Raw genomic sequence first — 20,922 nt, forward strand, 5'->3', positions numbered from 1 at the left:
ATTGTGAAAACGGGCGCGTTGTGGCGGTACCTGCGGACTGCCTGATACTGGTACGATTCTGACCAAATTAACCAACCCAAAGTCATGAAACCACAGTTTGAGCAGGTCACCGTGCCCGTGGGCGAGTCGTGGAGTCTGCTCTGGCGCGAGCTGCCGGAGCTGCCTTTTCTGTGGCACTACCACCCCGAATTCGAGCTGACGCTGACGCTCAACGCCCAGGGCCAGCGCTATGTGGGCGACAGTCTGGAAGACTTTGCCTCGGGTGACCTGGTGCTCACCGGCCCCAACCAGCCCCACACCTGGGCCGCCACCGAGCGGCCCGATGCCAGCCAGCCCATGTTGGCCGTGGTGATGTGGTTCACCACCGACTGGCTGGAGCGCGCCCTGGCCGGCTGGCCCGAACTGGCGGCACTGCAAACCCTGTCCGCCCAGGCCGGGCGCGGGCTCAAGTTCTCGGATGCAGCGCGTACACAAGTGCAGCCCTTGATCCTCGCGCTGCAGGCGCAAGACCCGGCGCTGCGTCTGCCCACGCTGCTGCACATCCTCACGCTGCTGGCCAAGGACACAGCGGCCCGGCCGCTGGCCACGCATGCCTACACACCCGCGGGCGACAAGGTGGGTGCACGCATCGGCAAGATCCTGCACCGCTTGCATGCGCAGCCGGCCGACACGGTGTCCGCCCCGGCCCTGGCCACAGAGGTCGCGATGTCAGTCGGTGCCTTCCACCGCTTTTTCAAGCGCCACACCGGCATGACCGTGCTGGACTACGTGGCCCAGTTGCGCATCGGCCAGGCCTGCCAGTTGCTGATCAACACCACGCTGCCCATCAACGTGATTGCCAGCGACGTGGGCTACGGCACGCTGGCGCATTTCAACCGCCAGTTTCTGGCGCGCAAGGGCATGACGCCACGCGCGTTTCGTGCCAGCTACCAAGGGGCCGCAGCCTAGCCACCGCCCGCACAAGCGGGGACGCGAGGTCTAGGACTTGCCGGCCGTAAAGCCGCCATCCACCAGCAGGTTGGCGCCGGTGATAAAGCTGGCCTCGTCACTCAGCAAAAACAGCACCGGGTTGGCCACCTCTTCGGGCCGCCCCAGGCGCCCCAGCGGGTGCAGGGCAATCAGCCCTTGTTTCATGGCCGCATCCAGCCCGGCGAGCAGGGGCGTGTCGATGTAGCCCGGCCCCACGGAGTTCACGCGCACGCCTTTGGCCGCCGCCTCCAGCGCCAGGGTGCGCGTCATGTTGACCACGCCGCCCTTGGCGGCGCTGTAGGCCGCCGTCATGCTTTGGCCGAACACCCCGAGGATGGACGCGCAGTTGACGATGCTGCCGCTGCCCTGTGCGTACATCTGGCGCAGCGCTGCGCGCGCCACGCGGAACACGCCCATCAGGTTGATGTCGATGATGCGCAAGAAGTCTTCGTCGGTGTACGCCTCTGCCGGGCTCAAGCCGCCAATGCCGGCGTTGTTGAACACACCGTCCAGGCGGCCAAAGGCAGTCACCGTGTCTGCGATCAGCTGGTCCACCTGGGGCGTGGACGCCACGTCAGCGCTCATAAAAAGGCATCGCCCGCTGTACATCTGCGCCAGCGCGTCTGCCAGCTTGGCGCCCTGGGTGCCAGCCAGGTCGGCCATCACCACGTTGGCGCCCTCTTGCATGCAGCGTTCTACCGTGGCCAGGCCAATACCGCTGGCGCCGCCCGTGACCAAAATGCTCTTGCCCTGCAAACGCATGGTGTTTCTCCTGAAGTGTGTAAGGGAACGATCCGACAATGACAGCGTCTATCGTCTTCAACTGTTGCCCACCGCACATTGATGCAGCGCAGGGAAAGTATCTGGAGCAGGCGCCATATTGCTATATTTTCAATAGCTGCTTGCGCATATTCTAAAAGGGCTAGAGGCCAATTTGACTACTATTTACCGATGCAGCGCGCCCACCCCACTCACCGCTTCCCCGTAGCCCTTGCGCTGCTGGCGGCCGTGCTGTTGCCGCTGGGCTGGAGCCTGTGGGGCGCCGTGGCCGCCGGGCTAGACGCTGCGGCCTGGGCCGCTCTGGTGCAGGCGCCGCACACCGCGGCAGCGCTAGGCGCCAGTGTGTGGACCGGTGTGGCCTCCACGCTCTTGGCCACCGCAGCCACCGCGTGGATCTTGGCGGCCACGGTGGGGCAGTTGCACAGCACGGCACAGGGCAACCGGCTCACACGCCTGCTGGCACCGCTGCTGGCGGTGCCGCATGCGGCCTTTGCCATTGGGCTGCTGGCACTGCTGGCACCCAGCGGCTGGCTGCTGCGCCTGGTCTCGCCCTGGGCCACCGGGCTCAGCGCCCCTCCACCCTGGCCCACCACCCAAGACCCCTGGGGCCTGGGCCTGATTGCGGTGCTGGTGTGCAAAGAGATTCCGTTTTTGCTGTGGGCCGCACTGGCCCACCTGCAGCGGCCCGATGTAGCGCGCCGCCTGCAGCAGGAGCTGCGCCTGGCCCACACACTGGGCTACAGCGCAGCGGCCGCTTGGTGGCGCGTGGGCTGGCCGCAGCTGCTGCCGCGCCTGGCTGCGCCCCTGCTGGCGGTGCTGGCCTATGGGCTCACGGTGGTGGACGTGGCGCTGCTGATCGGCCCCACCGCCCCCCCCACGCTGGCCGTGCTGGCCTGGCAGTGGCTGCAAGATGCCAACCCGGCCGTCAACGCGCAAGGCGCCGCCGCAGCTTGGCTGCTGGCTGCCGTGCTGGCCCTGTGCGCCGCGCTGGCGTGGGCGCTGCTGCGCACGCCGTTAAGGCGCCGACGCTGGACACGTGGTGCTGCTGAACACGCAGACCGCGCGCTCACAGTGGATGGACCCACAGCGATGGCATGGCTGCTAGGGGTGTACGGCGCAGTGATGCTGGCGCTGCTGCTAGGCAGCGTGATCGGACCCTGGCCGTTTCCGCAGCTGCTGCCCGATACCTTCACCGGGGCCGCCTGGCTGGGCGTAGCGCGTAGCAGCCACACCCTGTGGACCACCGTGTGGCTGGCGCTGACCAGCAGCATGGTGGCGCTGCTGTGGGCCGTGGCCTGGCTGGAGTGGGCACCTGCGCGCTGGCAGTGGCGCGCCCGCCCTGTGCTCATGCTGCCGCTGGTGCTGCCCGCGGTGTTGTGGGTGGTGGGCCTGCACCGGCTCAGCCTGGCCTGGGGCCTGGACACCACGGGCACCGGCCTGTGGCTGGCCCACACCCTGGCCGCACTGCCCTATGTGCTGATTGCGCTGCAGGGGCCCTACCAGGGCTTTGACCCCCGCCTGCGACACGTGAGCGCCAGCCTGGGCCACAGCCACGCCGTGTTTTTGCTGCGGGTGAAATGGCCGCTGTTGCGCAGTGCGCTGGCAGCCAGCGTGGCGATTGGGTTTGCGGTGAGCGTGGCGCAGTACCTGCCCACGCTGTATGTAGGTGCGGGCCGCTTTACCACCGTGACCACCGAGGCCGTGACGCTAGCCGCCGGTGGCCAGCGCTCACTCACCGCCGCCTTTGCCTGGCTGCAGTGGCTGCTGCCGGTGCTGGTGTTTGTGGTGGCAGCGCGGTTGGGCCGGGCGCGCCGCTTCTAAGCAGTGTCGGCAGCGTTGGATGGGGCAGGCTCAGCCCAGCGTGGTGTCCAGCACCATCATCAGCGCAAAACCGGCCATCAGGCCCAGGGTGGCCGCAGTCTGGTGGCCGTTGCGGTGGGTCTCCGGAATCACCTCATGGGACACCACAAACAGCATGGCGCCCGCCGCCAATCCCAGGCCCACCGGGTAGGCCAGCGCGGAGCTGCCCACCAGGCTGATGCCGACCAGCGCGCCCAGCGGCTCTAGCAACCCGCCCAGCGCGGCAATGCCCACCGCCTTCCAGGCCGGGGTGCCAATGGAGCGCAAAGTCATGGCCACGGCCAGGCCTTCGGGAATGTCTTGCAGCGCAATGGCGGTGGCCAGTGGCAGACCCACCCCCATGTCGCCCTGCGCAAACGCCACGCCCACCGCCATACCCTCAGGCAGGTTGTGGATGGCCACGGCAAACACAAACAGCCACACCCGGTTGCAGCGCGCGTAACCGGGGCCGCAGGGGCCGCTGCTGTCATGTTCGTGCGGCGTAAAAGCGTCCAGCCCCAGCATCAGCAACACCCCCAGGGCCATGCCCAGCACCACCAGGCCCGCGCCCCAACCAGCGTTACCGGTGAGCTCGCGCCCGGCCGCAATGCCCGGCAACAGCAAAGAGAAGGCCGCTGCGGCCAGCATCATGCCGGCGGCCAGGCCCAGCATCACGTCTTCGGTTTTTTGCTGCAGGCTGCCAAACAACAAGGCGGGCAAGGCCCCCACCGTGGTGGCCACCAAACCCGCCGTGCCGCCCAAGAGCGCCCAGGTCACGAACTCGCTACTTTGCCCTGCGGGTACCACACCACCTTGGACCCACAGCGCCAGCAGGCCCAGCACCGCCACCCCCAGGCCGGCCAGAGCCAGCGGATGGGCGCGTGCATGCACGCCCAGAGACTGGGACCAGGAGGGGGCGGTGGAACTGTGCATGGGTAAATCTCAAAAAACGGGCGGGTAGCGGGCAAGACTTGGGCAGAGCCTTGATGTTAGTCATTAACTATCAATTTACAAATACCAATATTTTTAAACTACTCATAGGTGCAATCAATGGCCCAACACACCAGGGCTATCATGCAAAGCCATCCCCACCCAGCCCCTTTGTGAGCACGCCCCCACCCGATCCACAGCACTGGCACCACCTGCCCCACGCCCCGGCCCCCGGCACGGTGCTGGGTGTGCTTGCGGCGGTGGCCGACGGCCAGGCGCTGCTGCAAGAGCTGCCGCCGCCCACCGGCGCTGCGGGCCCCGGGTTTCGTTACCTGCTGCTGCGCAGCGGCCAAGAGGTGAAGGCCTATGTGAACCGTTGCGCCCACTTTGGTGTGCCGCTAGCCGCGCGACAAGACTTGCTGATATTTGAACCCCACACCAGCCTCACCTGCAATGTGCACTACGCACGTTACCGCTGGAGCGACGGCACCTGCGCGGGCGGCGAGTGTGATGGCGTGGGCCTGCTGCCGATTCCGGTGGTGGTGGACGCGCAAGGACGCATTTGTATTGCGCCCGCGCCATGAGCCTGCGCATCCACATCACCCACCTGGCCACCCCCACCACCACGCTGGTGCAAGGCTTGGATCTGCGCGTGGCCCCCGGCACCGTGCACACGCTGATGGGTGAGAGCGGCTCGGGCAAAAGCAGCGTGCTGGCCGCCGTGTGTGGCACGCTGGACGAGGCCCTGCAGTGGGACGGCGCAGTCACACTGAACGGTCAGCGCATCGACACCCTGCCCACGCAGGCGCGCAAGGTGGGCATTCTGTTCCAGGAAGACCTGCTGTTCGCCCACATGACGGTGCGTGAGAACCTGTTGTTTGCCGTGCCCGCCGGGCCGCAGCCTGCACGTGAAGCAGCGGTGCTGACAGCGCTGGCCGATGTGGAGATGGAGGCCTTCCTGCACGCCAACCCGGCCACGCTGTCGGGCGGACAACGTGCCCGTGTGGCGCTGGCGCGTGCGCTGCTGGCCCAGCCGCAGGCGCTGCTGTTGGACGAACCTTTTTCCAAGCTGGACGCCGCGCTGCGCGGCCGCATGCGCACGCTGGTGTTTGGCCTGGTGCGCAGCCGGCAAATTCCGGCCCTGCTGGTCACGCACGATGCCGCGGATGTGGCCGATAGCCAGTGCCTGACGCAGCTGCGCCCGCCCGGCACGGTGTAAGAAACCCCGGTTTTGCGCGACCTATAGGCAGATCCGAACCACCTCGCCTAGACTGCCCCCTCATGCACACCACCACCGCCACGCCATCTACCTCCCCCTTGCGCTGGATGCTGGCGGCACTGCTGGCCACTGCTGTAGCCCTGTCCAGCGCCCCGGTGCACAGCCAGGCCACAGCCCCTCTGTGGGCCAAGGGCAGCATGCTGGCGTTGAATGCGGTCGACGCCAAAGGCCAGCGCCTCGATGTGGCCAAACTGCGCAACCAAGTGGTGGTGGTGTTTGTCTGGTCCACCGGCTGTGCCGTGTGCCGCGACAGCCTGCCCGAGCTGCGCGCCAACGCCGCGGGCTGGCAGGCCAAGCCGTTCACGCTGCTGGCGGTGAATGTGGATGCACGCGCCGAAGACTGGAGCCGCTACGAAGCACTGGTAGGGCAGACGCTGATGCCGGCGAAAAACTGGCAGTCGCTGCGGCTGGACGGCACAGCGCCTGTGGGCCAACGCCTGCCACTCACCCTGCTGGTAGACACCCAGGGCAAGATCATCCAACGCTTTGAAGGCCGCCTGGCCCCCGAGGTGTGGGACGGCGTGGCTGAACTCCTGCCCTGACCCCCGCCCACCCAGCCTCATCGTCCTCATGCTCGACCGTTACGCCATTGCCCTGATTCGCCCCCCCCTTACCGCCACCGCCCGCGTACTGGTGCGCGCCGGTCTGGGCGCCAACACCATCACGCTGCTGGGTTTTGGCATTGGTGCTTTTGCTGCAATTTTGATAGCTGGTGGCGCATATTCCATGGGTGCTGCGGCCATTTTGGCTTCAAGATTGTGTGATGGACTGGACGGCGCCGTGGCGCGCCAGACGCAGGCCACCGATGCCGGCGGCTTTCTGGACATCACGCTGGACTTTCTGTTTTACGCCAGCATTCCGCTGGCCTTTGCCGTGGCCCAGCCAGCCGACAACGCACTGCCAGCCGCCGTGCTGCTGGCCGCATTTATGGGCACGGGCAGCAGCTTTTTGGCCTTTGCGGTGCTGGCCGCCAAACGCGGGCTGCAAGACCTGGCCATACCGGGCAAGTCGTTTTACTTTTTGGGCGGGCTGACCGAGGCCACCGAGACCCTGGCCTTTTTTGTGGCCATGTGCCTCTGGCCCGCGCACTTTGCCACGCTGGCCTATGCCTTTGCCGTGCTGTGCGGCATCACCATCGTCACCCGCATCTGGTGGGGCTGGAGAACCTTCCAATGAAGCTGTCCAAACTGTTGCTGCTGGCCGTGGTGGCCGCGGCCATTGCTGCGTTTGTGTGGCTGGACCTGGGCCGTTTTCTGCGGCTGGACTATCTGCAGTCCAGCCAGGCGGCGTTTGCGGCGCTGTATGCCGAACAGCCTTGGGGCGTGCGTGCCGCGTACTTTCTGGTCTACGTCGCCGTGGCCGGCCTCTCCTTGCCCGGCGCGGCGATTGTCACGCTCGCGGGCGGCGGCATTTTTGGCCTGGGGTGGGGCTTGCTGCTGGTGTCGTTTGCCTCCAGCATCGGCGCCACGCTGTCGTTTCTGGCCGCCCGGTTTGTCCTGCGCGATGTGGTCCAAGCCCGCTTTGGTAAACGCCTGGCCGACATCAACGCCGGGGTGGCGCGTGAAGGCGCGCTGTACCTGTTCAGCCTGCGGCTGATTCCCGTGGTGCCGTTTTTTGTCATCAACCTGGCCATGGGCCTGACCACGCTGCGCACCTGGACCTTCTACTGGGTCAGCCAGCTCGGTATGCTGGCGGGCACTGCGGTGTATGTGAACGCTGGCACACAGCTGGCCGACATTCGCAGCCTGCAAGACGTGGCCAGCCCCGGGCTGCTGGGCGCGTTGGTGCTGCTGGGTTTGTTCCCCTTGTTTGCAAAGGCTGCCATGAACTACCTCCAGAAACGCAAGGTCTACGCGCACTGGAACGCCGTGCGCCCCAAGAGTTTTGACCGCAACCTGATCGTCATCGGTGCTGGCGCAGGCGGGTTGGTGTCGGCCTATATTGCGGCCGCCGTCAAAGCCAAGGTGACGCTGGTGGAAGCCCACAAAATGGGCGGCGACTGCCTGAACTACGGCTGCGTGCCCAGCAAGGCCCTGATCAAAAGTGCCAAGCTGGCGCACCAGATGCAACATGCCGAACGCTATGGTTTGCATAGCAGCTTGCGCACAGAGGACGGGGGCCAACCCTTGTTTTCATTCAAAACCGTGATGCAGCGCATCCATGACGTGATTGCTGCCATTGAGCCGCACGACAGCGTGGAGCGTTACACCGGCCTGGGTGTGGAGGTGTTGCAGGGTTACGCCAAGATCACCAACCCGTGGACGGTGGAGATTGCGCTCAACGATGGCGGTAAGCAGACTTTGACCACACGCAGCATCGTCATCGCAGCCGGTGCGCGCCCCTTTGTTCCACCTTTGCCGGGTCTGAATGAGGTGGGCTATGTGACCAGCGACACGCTGTGGGACGAGTTTGCCAAGCTGGACGAAGTGCCAAAGCGCTTGGTGGTGCTCGGCGGCGGGCCGATCGGTTGTGAACTGGCCCAGAGCTTTGCGCGCCTGGGCTCACACGTCACCCAAGTGGAGATGGCGCCGCGCATCATGGCGCGTGAAGACGACGAGGTGTCGGCCCAGGCGGCAGACGCGCTGCGCGCCGATGGCGTGGATCTGCTCACCAGCCACAAGGCGCTGCGCTGCGAGCTGATGAATGGCGAGAAGGTGCTGGTGGTGGAGCACGCGGGCGTGGAAAAACGCATTGCGTTTGACCAGCTGTTGTGCGCCGTGGGCCGCACCGCGCGCCTCACGGGCTATGGCCTCGAAGACTTGGGTATTCCCACCCACAAGACGGTGCAGACCAACGAGTACCTGCAGACCATTTACCCCAATATCTATGCGGCGGGTGATGTGGCCGGGCCTTTCCAGTTCACCCACACCGCGGCGCACCAGGCCTGGTATGCGGCGGTGAATGCGCTGTTCGGGGACTTCAAGAAGTTCAAGGCCGACTACTCCGTCATCCCCTGGGCCACCTTCATCGACCCCGAGGTGGCGCGTGTGGGCCTCAACGAACAAGATGCCAAAGAACAAGGTATTGCCTACGAGGTGACGAAATACGGTATTGACGACCTGGACCGCGCGATTGCGGACAGCGAGGCGCACGGTTTTGTGAAAGTGCTCACCGTGCCGGGCAAGGACAAGATTCTGGGCGTGACCATTGTGGGCACACACGCGGGCGACCTGCTGGCCGAGTACGTGCTGGCCATGAAACACGGCCTGGGCCTGAACAAAATTCTGGGCACCATCCACACCTACCCCACGTTGGCCGAGGCCAACAAATACGCGGCGGGTGAATGGAAACGCGCGCACCAGCCACACCAACTCTTGGAGTGGGTGCGCAAGTTCCACGACTGGAAACGCGGCTGAATTGACGCCCCCACGCTCCACCGCTGCGCGGGTCGCTGCCCCCCGAGGGGGCGCGTTTCAGCTTGGGGCGGCCCGGCTCTGAAACCAGCACCCCCAAGCGGCACAATCCACGCTTATGCAAACACCCGCTACGCCCATCGTTCGAGACATTGTGTTGGTGGGCGGCGGCCACAGCCATGTGGGGGTGCTGCGCCACTTCGCCATGCACCCGCTGCCCGGCGTGCGCCTCGCCCTGATCTGCACCGACGCCCACACGCCCTACTCCGGCATGTTGCCGGGGTATGTGGCTGGGCACTACAGCTACGACGAGGTGCACATCGACCTGGTCCGCCTGTGCGCGGCCACGGGCGCACGTTTTATCCAGGCCGAAGTCACCGGCCTGAACCGAGAAGCCCGCACCGTGCAGTTGCGCGGCCGGCCCGATGTGGACTACGACCTGGTCTCCATCAACACCGGCGCCACCCCGCAAATGCAGGTGGTGGGTGCGGCCGCGCATGCGGTGCCGGTGAAACCCATCACTGGCTTCCAGCAGCGCTGGCTGGCACTACTGGCGCGGGTGCAGCAGCACCAGGGCCCGCTGAATATCGCCCTGGTGGGCGGCGGCGCGGGTGGCGTGGAGCTGTGCCTGGCCCTGCAGTACCGCCTGCGTGCAGTGTTGCAAGCCACCGGCCGCGATGCCGAGACGCTGCAGTTCCACCTGTTCACCGCCGAAGGCCTGCTGCCCACACACAACGCCGGCGTGCGCAGCCGCTTTGCGCGCGTGCTGGCGCAGCGTGGTGTGCACGTGCACCAGCACACCCCCATTACCGAAGTGCAGGCCGGGCGCCTGCGCAGCGCACAGGGCAGCTGGTTTGCTTCCGATGAAGTGTTGTGGGTCACCCAGGCCGGCGGCGGCGCCTGGCTGCAGGGCACCGGCCTGGCGCTGGACGCGCAGAGTTGCGTGCGGGTGCAGGACACGCTGCAAAGCATCAGCGACCCGCGCGTGTTCGCAGCCGGCGATGTGGCGGCCATGGAGAACTTTGCGCTGGAGAAGGCCGGTGTATTTGCCGTGCGCATGGGCATGCCACTGGCGCGCAACCTGCAGCGCGCGGTGCAGGGCCTGCCCCTGCAGCCCTACCGGCCGCAGCGCCGCTGGCTGGCCCTCATCAGCACCGGTGACCAATATGCCGTGGCCTCGCGCGGCGCCCTCGGGTTTGCGGGCGCCTGGGTCTGGCGCTGGAAGGACTGGATAGACCGGCGTTTTATGCAGCGCTTCAGCGTGCAGGGAGCCAACGGCTTAACGGGCATGGCCGCGCCCACGGCTTCGGTGGCCAACACCACGCTTCAACTCAGCACCGAAGAATCCCAACAGGCCCAGGCCGCTATGGCCATGCGCTGCGGCGGCTGCGGTGCCAAGGTGGGCGCCAGCGTGTTGTCGCGTGCGCTGCAAGACCTGTGGGTGGCGCCCAACCCCGATGTACTGCTGGGCCTGGACAGCCCGGACGACGCCGCCGTGGTGCGCGTGCCACCCGGCAAGGCACTGGTGCACAGCGTGGACTTTTTCCGGGCGTTTGTGGACGACCCCTATGTGTTTGGCCAGATTGCCGCCAACCACGCGCTGGGCGACCTGTTTGCCATGGGTGCGCAGCCGCACACGGCCACGGCCATCGCCACCGTGCCGCCCGGCGTGGACCGGCAGGTGGAGGCCACGCTGCGCCAGATGATGGCCGGTGCGGTGCAGGTGCTCAACGCCGCAGGCTGCACGCTGATAGGCGGCCACAGCGGCGAAGGCATCGAGCTGGCGCTGGGTTTTGCGGTGAATGGCCTGGTGGCCGTGGACGCCCATGGCCAGATGACCGGCGTGCTGCGCAAGGGCGGCATGCAACCCGGTGACGTGTTGCTGCTAACCAAACCCATCGGCACTGGCGCCCTGTTTGCCGCCCATGGCCGCGCTGCCGCCACCGGGCGCTGGGTGCAGGCAGCACTGCAAAGCATGGTGCACAGCAACCAAACGGCAGCACAGACCCTGCGCACCTTTGGTGCCACCGCCTGCACCGACCTGACCGGCTTTGGCCTGATCGGCCACACGGTGGAAATGGCGCGCCCCAGCGGCGTGCAGGTGGTGCTGGACGTGAATGCTCTGCCCTTGCTGGACGGCGCACTGGAATGCGTGCAGCAGGGCCTGCTCAGCTCCCTGCACAGCGCCAATGCGCGCCAGCAGCATGTGGTGCAGAACGCCAGCGAGGCCATGGCCCACGTGCGCTGGCCGTTGCTGGTGGACCCGCAAACCGCAGGCGGCCTGCTGGCCAGTGTGCCCGCCGCACAGGCCTCCGCCTGCCTGGCCGCGCTGCAGGCACAAGGCTACGCCGCAGCCTGCGCCATTGGCCGGGTGCAGGCCCTGCCGGCCGGACAAGCGCCGGTGCTGATTGCACTGTAACGCTATGCTTTCAATAGCTGCTTGCGCATAGTCCGTATGGGCTAGAGGCCTATTTGGCTATTAAAAACCCAAAACTCGTGAAACAATAGCGCCATGAACGCTTTGGCCGCGCACCTCAAGAACCATGTGGACTCTGTGCCGCACCACGACGCGCGCGGTTACCAGCCGCGCCAGCTGGTCTTGTTGGGCGGTGGCATGGCGAATTTGCAGGTGTTGTCCAACCTGGCGGCCCACCCGCTGGCCGAGATGCGCATCATTTTGGTGGCGCCCCACCCCCGCAGCATTTACCCCGGCATGTTGCCCGGCTTTGTGGCGGGCCACTACGCGCTGGACGAATGCGCCATCCCGCTGGAGCCGCTGGTGCGCCGTGCTGGCATCCGCTGGTTGCAGCGCAATGTAAAAGCGCTGGACGCCGCCACCCAAACCCTGCTGCTGGACGACGGCAGCACCCAGCACTACGACTGGCTGTCGGTCAACACCGGGCCGGTGCAAAACCGCGAGCAGATTGAGCGTGACATGCCAGGTGCGCGTGAACACGGCCTGTTTGTGCACCCCATGGAGACCTTTGCCGCCCTGTGGCCGCGTGTGTGTGAGCTGGGCGAAACACGGGCGCTGCGCATTGCCGTCATCGGTGCGGGCACCGCCGCCATGGAACTGGCCATGGCCGTGCGCCAGCGCCTGCCCAACAGTGCCGTCACGCTGGTGGCCGGCCCGCTGGCCGATGGCGCCAGCACCCCCAACCCGCTGCAGCAGCGCCTGAGCACCACCATGAAGGCCCAGCGCATCACCGTGTTGCACGACACCGCGGTGGGCCTGAAAGCCGATGAGGTGCACCTGGGCTGTGGTGCCCGCCTGGCCTGTGATGTGCCGCTGCTGGCCATCGAAGGCCAGACCCCCGCCTGGCAGGCGCAAAGCGCCCTGGCCCTGTCGCCACAAGGCCAGATCGTCACCGACCACTACCAGCGCAGCACCAGCCACCCGCAGGTGTTTGCCGTGACCGACAACAGCATGGCACTGGCCCGCAACCTGCCGGCCGCCACCACCGGCGGCACCCTGCACGCCAGCCGCAACGAAGCCAATGCCTTGCACCTGCTGTTTGGCGGGGCACAGCAGGCCGTGGCGGGCTGGGGCACCTACAGCGCCCAGGGCCGGCCCATCAGCTGGCTCAAAGAATGGGCCGACCGCCGCTTTGTGGCGCGGTACTTGCAAAACACGCCTTGAAGCGTGGGCACGGCAGTACCGTGCCCCAGCTGTTGCTGCCCGGTAACCCGGGATTCGCTCCCTTGAGCGACAATGATTTTCACCATGAAACGACTCCTCATTGCCTGCTGTCTGTGCCTGTCCATGGCCAGCACCGGTTGGTCTGCTGAATCCATCCCTGCACCTGCCGCTACGGTTGATGCGGCAAGCACCCTGCACTACTTCAACCGCCCGGTGTTCACCTTCCGCGGGCCGCTGTCCGGCGTGTCGGCGGCAGACCGCTCCCAACGGGCCGCCGCGCGCTTGCGTGAACAACTCGACAGCCAAGGCCCCCACCGTGTCAGCCAGAAGCCCGATGCCATGGGGGTGCTGGTGCAGATTGACGGCGCCACCACCTTTGTGGTCACCGCGAACGACGTGGACGTGTTGCAGCAGGAAACCCTGGAGGCCAGCGCCCAGCGCGCGGCCCAGGCGCTGGACCTGGCGATTGCCGAGAGCCGCGAGGCCCGCGACTGGCAGGCCATGGTGCGGTCGCTGGGCTGGTCGGCCCTGGCCACCGCATTGGCCCTGGCGCTGGCCTGGGTGCTGAGGCACGGCCACGCGGCACTGGCGCGGCGCCTGGTCACGCTGTCCGAATGGCATTCGCGCAAGCTGCAGTGGGGCGGTATAGAGCTGCTGCAGCGCGAACGTGCCGCTACGGTGGTGCGCAAGCTGCTGAACGGCGTGCACAGCCTGGTGCTGCTCTTGCTGGTGTACGAGTGGCTGAGTTTTGTGCTGGCGCGGTTTCCGTTCACTCGCGTCTGGGGTGAAACCCTCAACAGCTATTTGCTGAACCTGCTGGGCCTGATCGGCACGGCCATCGTCGGTGCGGTGCCGGGCCTGTTTACTGCGGTGGTGATCTTCTACCTGGCACGTGCCGCCACCGGCGTGCTGCGTCGCTTTTTTGACCGCATACAGCAGGGTGAACACAGCCTGGCCTGGCTGGATGCCGATGTGGCGGTGCCCACGCGGCGCATCACCACCGCCGTGGTCTGGCTGTTTGCCCTGGCCATGGCCTACCCCTACCTGCCCGGCGCGCAGACCGAGGCGTTCAAGGGCCTGTCGGTTCTGGTGGGGCTGATGATTTCGCTGGGTGCCTCCAACCTGGTGGGGCAAGCCGCCAGTGGCCTGATCCTGACCTACGGCCGGGTGTTTCGTCGGGGTGAATATGTGCGCATTGCCGACCAAGAGGGCACGGTGACCGACGTGGGCATGTTTGCCACCCGCATCCGCACCGGCCTGGGTGAAGAGGTCACTATCTCCAACACCACCATCCTGGGCAGCACCACCAAAAACTACTCGCGTGCCGTGCAGGGCGCGGGGTATGTGCTGGACACCACGGTCACCATTGGTTACGACACGCCGTGGCGCCAGGTGCACGCCATGCTTGAAGAAGCCGCCACACGTACCGAAGGGGTGCTAACCACACCCGCCCCGCAAGTCTTCCAGACGGCACTGTCCGACTGGTACCCGGTGTACCGCCTGGTGTGCCAGGCCGTGCCTTCGGAGCCGCGCCCGCGCGCACTGCTGCTGAGTGCGCTGCACGCCAACATCCAGGACGTGTTCAACACCTATGGCGTGCAAATCATGTCGCCACAGTACATTGCCGACCCGCAAGCGCCCAAACAGGTGCCCCCGGACCAGTGGTACCCCGCACCGGCCCAAGCCCCGGCCCCTCACGCCCACAACCCATGACGCCACTGCTGCAAATCGCCTACATCGTTCGCACCGAGCTGCGGGCGTTTGTGCGTTACCCCAAGATGCTGGTGGCCACCGCAGCCGTGGCCCTGTTGCCGGCGCTCTACGCGCTGATTTACCTCTCCAGCGTGTGGGACCCGGCCTCCAACACGCAGTCGCTGGCGGTGGCGCTGGTGAATCTGGACGAAGGGGTGGAGTACCGCGACCACGTGTTCAACGTGGGCTGGCAGGTGGTGTCCAAACTGCGCAGCAGCCACCGCTTTGGGTATGTGGACCTGCACGACGCCGAGGAAGCCCGGCACCGGGTGCGCCAGGGCAGCCTGGCGTTTGCGCTCATCATTCCCAAAGACTTCAGCTCCAACGCCATTCCCGGCGCACAACCGGGTGGTGGCAAGCTGGTGATCTACAGCGCCGAAGGCAACAACTACGAAACCGCGGTGATTGCGCGCCAGTTCGCCACCGAGCTGGGCCACGAGGTGAACGAGAGCCTGAACGAGCGCCGCTGGGCCCTGGTACTGAGCAATGCGGCGGGATCGCAGCACAGTGTGGACCAGCTCCGACAAGGGGTGGAACAGCTTCGCCTGGGTGCGGCACAGCTCAAAACCGGCAGCGAACAAACCGCCAGTGCAGCCAAAACACTCTCCGGCGGCGCTGGCAAGCTGCAAGGTGGTGTGGAACAACTGACCGACGGCATGCGCCAACTGGGCACCGGCCTGCGCACCATGGACGCGCGCCGCCCGCCCAACTCCGAACTCAACCGCCTCAAGGCAGGCGCCGAGAGCCTGGCAGCCGGGCATGGTGAGCTGTCCCGTGGTTTGGATGAATTGCAGGTGGGGTCGCAAAAAATCCGCGAGGGTGTGGCCGGGTTTCAGGAGGAGGCCAATGGCAGTTTGCTGGTGTCAAGCCGCGTCAAGGAGAACACCAACCAGCTGGCCAACGGCGTGAACCAGCTCGACGAGGGCCTGAAAACCGCCGGTAATGCGCAGCGCCAGTTGGCCGAGGGAGCGGACAAGGTCAGCACCGGTGTCGGGGCACTGACCACCGGCATGCGCGCGCTCAATGGTGGCATTCGCACGGCCGTGGCCAAGCTACCCGACGACAGCCAGCTGGACGAACTGAACCGTGGTGCCAGTGCGCTGGCGAATGGCAACTTTGCCCTGGCCGACGGGCTGCAAAAAATCCGCGCAGGCTCCCAGGGCCTCTCGGGCGGGCTAGACCTGCTGGCCAACTCATTGCCCGCCGCGCTGGACACACCCGGCGGCAGCGCGGCAGGCATGGCCAGCTCGGTGCAACCGGTGATGGAGCTCAGCGCCCCAGTGTCCAACAGCGGCAGTGGTTTTGCTCCCAACATCCTGCCCGCGGCCCTGTGGCTGGGCGCCGGCATTGCGGCCTTCCTGATCCATGTGCGCACACTGCCCCGGCGCGCCCAGCATTTCTCGCGCCCGGCACAGCTGCTGGGCAAGATGGGATTGCCCGCTGCGGTGGTGGTGGTGCAGGCGCTGCTGCTGGGGTTGGCGGCACAAGGGGTGCTGACCATGCGCGTGGCCAACGGCCCGGCTTTTATGCTGACGCTGGTGGTGTCGGGCCTGAGTTTTTTGGCCATGGTGCTGCTGCTGACCAAGGCCTTTGGCGATGCGGGCAAGGCCATGGCCATGGTGCTGCTGGCGGTGCAGCTCTCGTCATCGGGAGGGGTCATGCCGGTGGAGCTGAGCGGGGGCCTGTTCACCCAGATCAGCCCCTGGCTGCCCATGACCTGGGTAGTGCGGGCGGTCAAGGCGAGCCTGTTTGGCGCGTTTGATGGGCAGTGGGCCCGCCCCCTGGTCTACGTGGCTGCCTCCGGGCTGGTTGCCATGCTACTGTCCATGGTGGTGGGACGCTGGCGCTTTGTCAAAACCACGGCGATGCGCCCGGCGGTGGATATTTAGGCAGCTAGCGCGGCAGCCGCATGAAGGTGGGCTGGACCTTCCACTCTGTGCACACAAAGTGCCCGCGGTCCAACAGGCGGTCGGCAATGCTGTTGTCGGCGTACTGCACCTTGCCGTCTTTGCACACCATCACAGTGTCTTCTGTTGACACTTGCTGCAGCAAATTGGCCAGCATCAAGCTGTCGCGCATGCCCACATAAATCACCAAGGCCACCACCACCAGCACCAAGAGCGCGGAAGCATCCCGTACGGCCTTGCGCCAGGGCGCGGCAGGAACCTGCGGGGTCTGTGGCAAATGGCCGGCCCCCAGGCTGAACAGCTCCACACCGGCGGCATGGGTTTCGAGAATGGTGCTGGGCTCGTCCTCAGCGTCCACGGCAGCAGATGCAGCGGTACTGGCGGCGGGCAAATACGCCCGCCCAAAGGGTTTGGTTTGTTTCATGCGCGGCTCCCTGGTACAGATCCAGGCGCACACGCATTGCCACAGCAATGGAACCCTGCTGGCAACCCCGCTATCCCTTCCGTGCAAAGCGCGGACGGGGACCGGAGGCTTTGCGTCCCTGCCTCTCGGCAGGTTTGCCCGGATTTTTTTGCTAAAGCGCGATTGTAGAAAAATCGCGCGTCAAACGCTACTCGACTTTGGCGCCCGAGGCCTGCACGATGCCTTTCCACTTGGCGTAGTCAGTCTTGAGCAGGGTGGAGAACTGGTCCACTTTCATGGCCACGGGCTCGGCGCCCTGCGCCAGGATGGCGGCCTTGACCTCGGGGTTGGCCAACAGCTTGTTCACCTCGGTGTTCAGCGTGGTGACCACGGCAGCCGGCGTGCCAGCAGGCGCAAACAGGCCATACCAGGTGCTCACGTCAAAGTCTTTGTAACCCGACTCGGCCACGGTGGGCACATCGGGCAGGGAGCTGCTGCGCGCGGCCGAGGTCACGGCCAGGGGGCGCAGCTTGCCGGCCTTGATTTGGGCCATGGCCGAAGGCACGGAGGACACCAGCAAGTCCACATTGCCCGCCAGCGCGTCCATCAGCGCGGGGTTGGAGCCCTTGTAGGGGATGTGGCGGATATTGATATTGGCGGCTTTCTCAAACAGGTGGCCGGCCAGGTGGATGGTGGTGCCGTTGCCGGGCGAACCGTAGGTGATGGTGTCGGGGTTGGCACGTGCCGCAGCCACCACATCGGCCAGGGTCTTGAACTTGGAATTGGCGCTGGTGGCAATCACCACCGGGGTGTAAGCCACATGGGCCACGGCCACCAGGTCCTTGGTCGGGTCCCAGGGCAGGTTGCCATAAAGCCAGGGTCCCACCACCAGGTTGTCCTTTTGGCCCATCACGATGTCGTAACCCGTGGGCGCCGCCTTCACCGCCTCGGTGATGCCGATGGTGCCGCCTGCACCGGCGCGGTTGTCGGGCACCACGGACCACTTGTTGGCCTCGGTCAGCTTTTGTGCCACCAGGCGGGACAGGATGTCAGTGCCGCCGCCAGGAGGAAACGGAATGATCAGGCGGATGGGTTTGCTCGGGTAGGCCGCGTTTTGGGCATGGGCCACGTTCACCGCCGCCAAAGACACCAGACTCCACACCAACAGCTTCTTCAACAACATGGCAAATTCTCCAGAAAAATGAGGGCAAGGGCCTTGGACCCCGCGCCGGGCGATTCTGCCCCAAGGCCCAGAGTTTCATCTTGCGGGATACCCGCACACCGTGTGCGGCCAGCACAACACCACACTTGAAGAAACCTAGGGTTTACCCTATACTGCAGTGCAATATCGTTCATTTTGGAGGTTTCACCATGGCCAGCACTGCAATCCGTACCCCCCATTTCGCCCCCGCCCAACAGCCCAGCGTGGGCCAGGCACTGCGCGACCTGCTGGTGTCTGCACGCGCCCTGAGTGTGGCCCTGTGGGCAGCCGCTTTCCAGAGCCAAGCCACGGCGCCCGTGGAGTTGGACGAAGCCAGCCAATTGCGCGCCATGGCCGACGATGCCGCAGCGTCCGACCCTGGTTTTGCCCAAGACTTGTACGCCCTGGCCGACCGCGTGGAACGCGCGGCCATTGCTGCGCACAACATCTGATCGCCCCCCCGCCTCTGAAAGCGTCCTCCTGAGGGCGCTTTTTTTATGCCTGCAAGCACGGCATGGTGGCACTTCTGGCCCTAGAGGGAAGGCCGGATCAAAGTCCCTGCCCTTGAAACGTCCACAAAAGGCCTTATCATTAGCACTCGTTAGTGTGGAGTGCTAACAGCACCCATCCTACAAGTTCATGTGTGTTCGCCCCCGGGTGGGCACCTGTTCCCTTTCTCGTTTCAAAACCTAGGAGATTCCTCATGAAACTGCGTCCTTTGGCAGACCGCGTGATCGTCAAACGCGTCGAAAGCGAAACCAAGACTGCCTCCGGCATCTACATCCCCGACAACGCTGCAGAGAAGCCTGACCAAGGCGAAGTGCTGGCTGTAGGCCCCGGCAAGACCAACGACAAGGGCGAAACCAAGGCTTTGACCGTCAAGGTCGGTGACCGCGTGTTGTTCGGCAAGTACTCCGGCCAGACCGTGAAGATCGACGGCGACGAGCTGCTGGTGATGAAAGAAGACGACCTGTTCGCTGTTGTCGAGAAATAAAGCTACTGCGCGAACGCCATGCGTCGTTGCTCCGTGCTCGCCATCCTCACGTACAGAAGTACGTTCCGGTGGCTGCGCGCGGTGCGCCTAGCCTGACGTCCGCTCGCTACGCTTTCTTCCCCAACAACGAGTCACTTTTTAATTTTGAAATTATTGGAGTCATAACATGGCAGCAAAAGACGTAATTTTCGGCGGCGAAGCCCGCGCACGCATGGTTGAAGGCGTGAACATTTTGGCCAACGCGGTCAAAGTGACCCTGGGCCCCAAAGGCCGTAACGTGGTTCTGGAGCGCTCGTTCGGCGCCCCCACCGTGACCAAGGACGGTGTGTCCGTGGCCAAGGAAATCGAACTCAAAGACAAGCTGCAAAACATGGGCGCGCAGATGGTCAAGGAAGTTGCTTCCAAGACGTCTGACAACGCGGGTGACGGTACAACGACCGCTACCGTGCTGGCCCAAGCCATCGTGCGCGAAGGCATGAAGTACGTGGCCGCCGGCATGAACCCCATGGACCTGAAGCGCGGTATCGACAAGGCTGTGATCGCCCTGATCGAAGAGCTGAAGAAGGCTTCCAAGCCCACCACCACCTCCAAGGAAATCGCCCAAGTGGGTTCCATTTCCGCCAACTCTGACACCTCCATTGGCGAAATCATCGCCAACGCTATGGACAAAGTGGGCAAAGAAGGCGTGATCACCGTGGAAGACGGCAAGTCTCTGCAAAACGAACTGGATGTCGTTGAAGGCATGCAATTCGACCGCGGCTACCTGTCCCCCTACTTCATCAACAACCCCGAAAAGCAAGCTGCCTTGCTGGACAACCCGTTTGTGTTGTTGTTCGACAAGAAGATCAGCAACATTCGTGACCTGCTGCCTACCCTGGAACAAGTCGCCAAGGCCGGCCGTCCCCTGCTGATCATTGCTGAAGATGTCGAAGGCGAAGCCCTGGCAACTTTGGTGGTGAACACCATCCGCGGCATCCTGAAGGTGGTGGCTGTGAAGGCTCCTGGCTTCGGCGACCGTCGCAAGGCCATGCTGGAAGACATCGCCATCCTGACCGGTGGCAAGGTTATCGCTGAAGAAGTGGGCCTGACCCTGGAAAAAGTGACTTTGGCTGACCTGGGTTCTGCCAAACGCGTGGAAGTGGGCAAGGAAAACACCATCATCATCGACGGTGCAGGCGCTGCTGCTGACATCGAAGCCCGCGTCAAGCAAGTGCGCGTGCAAATCGAAGAAGCGACGTCTGACTACGACCGTGAAAAGCTGCAAGAGCGCGTGGCCAAGTTGGCTGGCGGTGTTGCCGTGATCAAGGTGGGCGCTGCTACCGAAGTCGAAATGAAAGAAAAGAAAGCCCGTGTTGAAGACGCACTGCACGCGACCCGTGCGGCTGTGGAAGAAGGCATTGTGGCTGGTGGTGGTGTGGCTCTGCTGCGCGCCAAGCAAGCTGCTGGCGCCATCAAGGGTGACAACGCTGACCAAGACGCCGGTATCAAGCTGGTGTTGAAGGCCATCGAAGCCCCCCTGCGCGAGATCGTGTACAACGCCGGTGGCGAAGCGTCTGTGGTGGTGAACGCGGTGTTGGCCGGCAAGGGCAACTACGGCTTCAACGCTGCCAACGACACCTACGGCGACATGATCGAAATGGGTATCCTGGACCCCACCAAGGTGACACGTACTGCATTGCAAAACGCGGCATCCGTGGCATCCCTGATGCTGACCACCGAGTGCATGGTGTCTGAAGCGCCGAAGGAAGAAGCTGCTGGCGGCGGTATGCCTGATATGGGTGGTATGGGCGGCATGGGCGGCATGGGCATGTAATTGCTCCTTGCCTGAGGGCGCATGGCGGCGTTGCAAACGCTTGCCGTACCAGAGGTACTGTC

General features: G+C 65.0%; 18 protein-coding genes and 1 riboswitch. Of the genes, 14 read left to right on the forward strand and 4 right to left on the reverse strand.

Annotated features, from left to right (window positions below; genetic code table 11):
• Positions 1 to 84 precede the first annotated feature (84 nt).
• On the forward strand, positions 85 to 948 hold the full coding sequence (locus tag AC097A_RS05045; protein WP_479619993.1) for a cupin domain-containing protein: 864 nt from the start codon (positions 85 to 87) through the stop codon (positions 946 to 948).
• A gap of 30 nt (positions 949 to 978) precedes the next feature.
• Here AC097A_RS05045 and AC097A_RS05050 read toward each other — a convergent pair whose 3' ends face one another.
• A complete protein-coding gene (locus tag AC097A_RS05050) occupies positions 979 to 1,731 on the reverse strand; it encodes an SDR family NAD(P)-dependent oxidoreductase (protein ID WP_479619994.1) in 753 nt (250 codons plus the stop codon).
• A 189-nt stretch (positions 1,732 to 1,920) separates the two neighbouring features.
• Between AC097A_RS05050 and AC097A_RS05055 the strand changes: the two genes are divergently transcribed.
• On the forward strand, positions 1,921 to 3,570 hold the full coding sequence (locus tag AC097A_RS05055) for an ABC transporter permease (RefSeq protein ID WP_479619995.1): 1,650 nt from the start codon (positions 1,921 to 1,923) through the stop codon (positions 3,568 to 3,570).
• Between the two features lie 30 nt (positions 3,571 to 3,600).
• On the opposite strand, the gene AC097A_RS05060 is transcribed toward AC097A_RS05055, so the two are convergent.
• Complete coding sequence (locus tag AC097A_RS05060; RefSeq protein WP_479619996.1) at positions 3,601 to 4,521, reverse strand: ZIP family metal transporter; 921 nt, start codon at positions 4,519 to 4,521, stop codon at positions 3,601 to 3,603.
• Positions 4,522 to 4,691: 170 nt separating this feature from the next.
• Between AC097A_RS05060 and AC097A_RS05065 the strand changes: the two genes are divergently transcribed.
• The 9 genes from AC097A_RS05065 (at position 4,692) to AC097A_RS05105 (ending at position 16,431) form a co-directional block, all read left to right on the forward strand.
• Positions 4,692 to 5,102: a Rieske (2Fe-2S) protein gene (locus AC097A_RS05065; RefSeq protein WP_479619997.1), complete on the forward strand. Its 411-nt coding sequence runs from the start codon at positions 4,692 to 4,694 to the stop codon at positions 5,100 to 5,102.
• Entirely contained in the window at positions 5,099 to 5,737 is a 639-nt protein-coding gene (locus AC097A_RS05070) for an ATP-binding cassette domain-containing protein (RefSeq protein ID WP_479619998.1), read from the forward strand. Before AC097A_RS05065 ends, AC097A_RS05070 begins: the two co-directional genes overlap by 4 nt.
• 62 nt (positions 5,738 to 5,799) lie before the next feature.
• Positions 5,800 to 6,339, forward strand: a complete 540-nt coding sequence (locus AC097A_RS05075; protein WP_479619999.1) for a TlpA family protein disulfide reductase — start codon at positions 5,800 to 5,802, stop codon at positions 6,337 to 6,339.
• Between the two features lie 28 nt (positions 6,340 to 6,367).
• Entirely contained in the window at positions 6,368 to 6,973 is a 606-nt protein-coding gene (locus AC097A_RS05080) for a CDP-alcohol phosphatidyltransferase family protein (RefSeq protein WP_479620000.1), read from the forward strand.
• Positions 6,970 to 9,153, forward strand: coding sequence for an FAD-dependent oxidoreductase (locus AC097A_RS05085; RefSeq protein ID WP_479620001.1), 2,184 nt, complete (start codon positions 6,970 to 6,972; stop codon positions 9,151 to 9,153). The genes AC097A_RS05080 and AC097A_RS05085 overlap by 4 nt, the downstream gene beginning before the upstream one ends.
• Positions 9,154 to 9,268: 115 nt before the next feature.
• Entirely contained in the window at positions 9,269 to 11,569 is a 2,301-nt protein-coding gene (gene selD, locus AC097A_RS05090; protein WP_479620002.1) for a selenide, water dikinase SelD, read from the forward strand.
• 93 nt (positions 11,570 to 11,662) lie between these two features.
• Entirely contained in the window at positions 11,663 to 12,790 is a 1,128-nt protein-coding gene (locus AC097A_RS05095) for an FAD-dependent oxidoreductase (protein WP_479620003.1), read from the forward strand.
• Positions 12,791 to 12,874: 84 nt separating this feature from the next.
• Positions 12,875 to 14,503, forward strand: coding sequence for a mechanosensitive ion channel family protein (locus tag AC097A_RS05100; RefSeq protein WP_479620004.1), 1,629 nt, complete (start codon positions 12,875 to 12,877; stop codon positions 14,501 to 14,503).
• Positions 14,500 to 16,431 (forward strand): YhgE/Pip domain-containing protein, encoded by a 1,932-nt coding sequence (locus AC097A_RS05105; RefSeq protein WP_479620005.1) that lies wholly within the window; start codon positions 14,500 to 14,502, stop codon positions 16,429 to 16,431. The genes AC097A_RS05100 and AC097A_RS05105 overlap by 4 nt, the downstream gene beginning before the upstream one ends.
• Positions 16,432 to 16,435: 4 nt before the next feature.
• Here the strand turns inward: AC097A_RS05105 and AC097A_RS05110 are convergent, their stop codons facing one another.
• Both AC097A_RS05110 and AC097A_RS05115 read right to left on the reverse strand, forming a co-directional pair.
• Positions 16,436 to 16,873, reverse strand: coding sequence for a hypothetical protein (locus AC097A_RS05110; RefSeq protein ID WP_479620006.1), 438 nt, complete (start codon positions 16,871 to 16,873; stop codon positions 16,436 to 16,438).
• Between the two features lie 57 nt (positions 16,874 to 16,930).
• A riboswitch (cyclic di-GMP riboswitch) is annotated at positions 16,931 to 17,022 on the reverse strand.
• Between the two features lie 38 nt (positions 17,023 to 17,060).
• The gene (locus tag AC097A_RS05115; RefSeq protein ID WP_315848881.1) at positions 17,061 to 18,035 is read right to left on the reverse strand and encodes a tripartite tricarboxylate transporter substrate-binding protein; all 975 of its coding nucleotides are present in this window, start codon (positions 18,033 to 18,035) and stop codon (positions 17,061 to 17,063) included.
• Between the two features lie 188 nt (positions 18,036 to 18,223).
• On the opposite strand from AC097A_RS05115, the gene AC097A_RS05120 reads away from it, so the two are divergent.
• The 3 genes from AC097A_RS05120 to groL all read left to right on the forward strand — a co-directional run bounded on the left by AC097A_RS05120 (position 18,224) and on the right by groL (position 20,860).
• Positions 18,224 to 18,505 carry a hypothetical protein gene (locus tag AC097A_RS05120; RefSeq protein ID WP_105261258.1) on the forward strand — a complete coding sequence of 94 codons (282 nt, stop codon included), beginning with the start codon at positions 18,224 to 18,226 and terminating at the stop codon, positions 18,503 to 18,505.
• Between the two features lie 251 nt (positions 18,506 to 18,756).
• The gene (gene groES / locus AC097A_RS05125; RefSeq protein WP_105261259.1) at positions 18,757 to 19,047 is read left to right on the forward strand and encodes a co-chaperone GroES; all 291 of its coding nucleotides are present in this window, start codon (positions 18,757 to 18,759) and stop codon (positions 19,045 to 19,047) included.
• Between the two features lie 166 nt (positions 19,048 to 19,213).
• Positions 19,214 to 20,860: a chaperonin GroEL gene (gene groL / locus AC097A_RS05130; RefSeq protein WP_479620007.1), complete on the forward strand. Its 1,647-nt coding sequence runs from the start codon at positions 19,214 to 19,216 to the stop codon at positions 20,858 to 20,860.
• The last annotated feature ends 62 nt before the right edge of the window (positions 20,861 to 20,922 follow it).

This window comes from Rhodoferax sp. XS2R6 (assembly GCF_056521365.1).

What these genes read in the sequence shown, in the direction of transcription:
- AC097A_RS05045 (WP_479619993.1), top strand. Translation starts at nt 85, where the DNA reads ATGAAACCACAGTTTGAGCAGGTCACCGTGCCCGTGGGCGAGTCGTGG.
- AC097A_RS05050 (WP_479619994.1), bottom strand. Translation starts at nt 1,731, where the DNA reads ATGCGTTTGCAGGGCAAGAGCATTTTGGTCACGGGCGGCGCCAGCGGT.
- AC097A_RS05055 (WP_479619995.1), top strand. Translation starts at nt 1,921, where the DNA reads ATGCAGCGCGCCCACCCCACTCACCGCTTCCCCGTAGCCCTTGCGCTG.
- AC097A_RS05060 (WP_479619996.1), bottom strand. Translation starts at nt 4,521, where the DNA reads ATGCACAGTTCCACCGCCCCCTCCTGGTCCCAGTCTCTGGGCGTGCAT.
- AC097A_RS05070 (WP_479619998.1), top strand. Translation starts at nt 5,099, where the DNA reads ATGAGCCTGCGCATCCACATCACCCACCTGGCCACCCCCACCACCACG.
- AC097A_RS05075 (WP_479619999.1), top strand. Translation starts at nt 5,800, where the DNA reads ATGCACACCACCACCGCCACGCCATCTACCTCCCCCTTGCGCTGGATG.
- AC097A_RS05080 (WP_479620000.1), top strand. Translation starts at nt 6,368, where the DNA reads ATGCTCGACCGTTACGCCATTGCCCTGATTCGCCCCCCCCTTACCGCC.
- AC097A_RS05085 (WP_479620001.1), top strand. Translation starts at nt 6,970, where the DNA reads ATGAAGCTGTCCAAACTGTTGCTGCTGGCCGTGGTGGCCGCGGCCATT.
- selD (WP_479620002.1), top strand. Translation starts at nt 9,269, where the DNA reads ATGCAAACACCCGCTACGCCCATCGTTCGAGACATTGTGTTGGTGGGC.
- AC097A_RS05095 (WP_479620003.1), top strand. Translation starts at nt 11,663, where the DNA reads ATGAACGCTTTGGCCGCGCACCTCAAGAACCATGTGGACTCTGTGCCG.
- AC097A_RS05100 (WP_479620004.1), top strand. Translation starts at nt 12,875, where the DNA reads ATGAAACGACTCCTCATTGCCTGCTGTCTGTGCCTGTCCATGGCCAGC.
- AC097A_RS05105 (WP_479620005.1), top strand. Translation starts at nt 14,500, where the DNA reads ATGACGCCACTGCTGCAAATCGCCTACATCGTTCGCACCGAGCTGCGG.
- AC097A_RS05110 (WP_479620006.1), bottom strand. Translation starts at nt 16,873, where the DNA reads ATGAAACAAACCAAACCCTTTGGGCGGGCGTATTTGCCCGCCGCCAGT.
- AC097A_RS05115 (WP_315848881.1), bottom strand. Translation starts at nt 18,035, where the DNA reads ATGTTGTTGAAGAAGCTGTTGGTGTGGAGTCTGGTGTCTTTGGCGGCG.
- AC097A_RS05120 (WP_105261258.1), top strand. Translation starts at nt 18,224, where the DNA reads ATGGCCAGCACTGCAATCCGTACCCCCCATTTCGCCCCCGCCCAACAG.
- groES (WP_105261259.1), top strand. Translation starts at nt 18,757, where the DNA reads ATGAAACTGCGTCCTTTGGCAGACCGCGTGATCGTCAAACGCGTCGAA.
- groL (WP_479620007.1), top strand. Translation starts at nt 19,214, where the DNA reads ATGGCAGCAAAAGACGTAATTTTCGGCGGCGAAGCCCGCGCACGCATG.